The sequence below is a fragment of the Marinobacter caseinilyticus genome, assembly GCF_011074955.1.
Classification (GTDB): Bacteria; Pseudomonadota; Gammaproteobacteria; order Pseudomonadales; family Oleiphilaceae; genus Marinobacter; species Marinobacter caseinilyticus.
Window position 1 is genome coordinate 1 of record NZ_WUQJ01000021.1, and the last position, 2,447, is coordinate 2,447.

Sequence of the window (2,447 nt, forward strand, 5' to 3'; positions counted from 1 at the left end):
TCGGTAATAATAGATCGACGCGCAAGTATGAATTAAACCGGGAAGAGGTCTATGCTCAAATGGTTGAGGTTGGTGCTCATTTATTTTCTTATGAAGCTAAGTTAAGTGAACAAGGATGTTCAAGTAACCTTCAAAACTTCATTGATGCACTTCAACACTGTCTAGAAAAAAATGGCGCAGAAGAGTTATGGTGCTTAATAACAGAACATGTTTTTCCAGATGCCCTGAAACAGCTGGTGAGAAATCATTTATAACAGGTTTTTCAAACGGACTCCTTAAAGGGTGTTATGCTTTTTGTACCAAAAAGACGTGGAAAATTTGCTCCTCCGTTTAGCAATTCGTTATAAATAGGAGAGGTTGTGATCAACAAGATCGAGCAATGGATACATCAGGTGAATTACTCATATAAAGACGTACGTCAGTCCTGCTCCGTCTTTGAAGAAAGCTTTAAAGGCTTCTATTCACCAGACTTCCTCAAGACAGCGTTTTTCGTTGTTACCGACGAAATTCCGAAGCCCGATTTTCCCGAGTTACGGGAAGCAGGTTTGGGAGATTTCATCGACATGGATGTTGGAGGCATTACGTACAATGACACCTACTACGTGAAGCAAAGTGCAGCGAACGAGTTGCGACTTCATTTTCATGAATTGGTTCATGTGATTCAATGGCGGGAACTCACCCCTCAAGGTTTTACAGAGCGCTACATTCGAGAGATTCAGGATTTTGGGTACGACGAAGCTCCGCTGGAAAAAATGGCTTACGCCTTAGACGGGCATTACCAGAAACAGGGGCGACATCTCAGTGTGGAGCAGTTCGTCCGGGAAAATTTATAACAATTCGCGTCACTCGGACGCACTAACGTGCGCCGGTGCGCTCCGCGTTATAGGTACCCATGAAGCACCTTCTAGAAGATAACAACATCAGGCTAAAGGAAGACGCTGACGTTTTTGGCAGAATCGCGAAAGCTGGTGCGAAAGTTATCTGTGTCTCAAAGCAAGGTGAGTTTAATGGGTTCGCGATGCGGGTTCCGCCACCGGAATTCGAAGCTTTAATGTTGTTTAACTCGCTCGAAGCAGCGGGAAAGGCACAGACGATAAAAAGGTTGGTTGAAACCTCAAAAAATGAAGTCGACCAGATACTAGAAGTTGAAGTCAGCGAAACCAATCACGCGAAGTTCTTTCAAGCATGCCAGAACTCAATGACTGCTATTACTTTTGCCGTCAGCGCACTGGAGTCGTGGGCTAACAAGTCAATAGCCATTCTCGGTCAGAAAAATGGTGAGCCATCCAGACTTGTTATCGAACGGCCCGATAAGCCAAACCGAGAGGTACTCTCAGATCAAGTGCCACAAGATCTGAAAATTCCTATTCGCGTTAAGCTGTTTCAGCTACTCCCTCAGGTTTTCGAGGTGGCCCCTTTGAAGGCATCGAGTACCTTGCGACACCAGATTATTGACCTAGTGGAGGACCGCAACATCGTCATGCACATGCAACAGAAACTCAATCTCTCGAATGAGGAGGTCGATAGGGTATCTTTTGCAATAAAGCTTTTTAAAACGAATTCTTTTACACCAACCGAACACGCAATCAACTACATGAGCTACATATATGAGAGCTCCGACAGGGGAGTTCCAATGTGGCTCCAAAAGGCTCAGTCAGAACTCAAAAGCCTAAAGCGAAAGTTGAGATAAGCTATAACAAGTGGCTGTTGTCGGACGCACCTCTGCTGGCGCTCCGATGCGCCGCAAAGCCAAGCGTTACAAGGCCAACTGAAAGGGAGTTCAAGTGGTTACCTGCTACCTAAAGTACGTTATAGACCCCTACAAAGCCGCCGAGTTCGAGCGCTATTCCAAGATGTGGATACCTTTGGTTCAGAGGTTCGGCGGTCAGCACCATGGGTATTTCTTGCCTTCCGAGGGTGCCAACAATATCGCCATCGCACTATTCACGTTCGAATCTCTGGCTGCCTATGAAAAGTACCGTGAGGCCTCGTTCAAAGACTCGGATTGCCAAGCCGCCTTCAAATACGCCGAAGAAACTCGTTGTGTACTAAGCTGTGAGCGCAGCTTTATGAGGCCAGTTTTTGAGTGAGCTTGTAACAAGTGCATTAAGTCTGTTTGAATCGCCCCCGGTATTCTAGACACCGCTCAGGCTCTGAAAGTAACGCCGCTCGTACTCTACCGGCGACAGATTATCACTCGTGCCGTGTCGGCGCCTCGGGTTGTAAAACATCTCAATATAGTTGAACACATCGCGCCTGGCAGCTTCCCGTGTCGGATAGATCTGTCGTTTAATTCGTTCCCGCTTGAGTAGCTGAAAGAAGCTTTCAGCCACGGCGTTGTCATGACAGTTACCACGCCGGCTCATGCTGCCTACCAGATGATTGGCCTTCAGAAAGCTTTGCCACTCACCGCCGCTGAACTGACTGCCCTGGTCTGAATGCACCAT

5 protein-coding genes are annotated in these 2,447 nt (G+C 47.0%); 4 read left to right on the top strand and 1 reads right to left on the bottom strand.

The window, feature by feature from the left end; translation table 11 throughout:
- The 4 genes from GRX64_RS10950 to GRX64_RS10965 all read left to right on the top strand — a co-directional run.
- Positions 1-254, top strand: a 254-nt coding sequence (locus tag GRX64_RS10950) for a hypothetical protein (protein ID WP_166267113.1), incomplete at its 5' end; no start/stop codon positions are given.
- A 105-nt stretch (positions 255-359) separates the two neighbouring features.
- The gene (locus tag GRX64_RS10955; RefSeq protein WP_166267115.1) at positions 360-833 is read left to right on the top strand and encodes a hypothetical protein; all 474 of its coding nucleotides are present in this window, start codon (positions 360-362) and stop codon (positions 831-833) included.
- Positions 834-892: 59 nt separating this feature from the next.
- Entirely contained in the window at positions 893-1,690 is a 798-nt protein-coding gene (locus tag GRX64_RS10960; RefSeq protein WP_166267117.1) for a hypothetical protein, read from the top strand.
- 94 nt (positions 1,691-1,784) lie between these two features.
- Positions 1,785-2,090: an NIPSNAP family protein gene (locus GRX64_RS10965; RefSeq protein WP_091984497.1), complete on the top strand. Its 306-nt coding sequence runs from the start codon at positions 1,785-1,787 to the stop codon at positions 2,088-2,090.
- Between the two features lie 45 nt (positions 2,091-2,135).
- Here the strand turns inward: GRX64_RS10965 and GRX64_RS10970 are convergent.
- A partial coding sequence (locus GRX64_RS10970) for an IS3 family transposase (RefSeq protein ID WP_166266528.1) occupies positions 2,136-2,447 on the bottom strand: 312 nt, incomplete at its 5' end.

What these genes read in the sequence shown, in the direction of transcription:
- GRX64_RS10960 (WP_166267117.1), top strand. Translation starts at nt 893, where the DNA reads ATGAAGCACCTTCTAGAAGATAACAACATCAGGCTAAAGGAAGACGCT.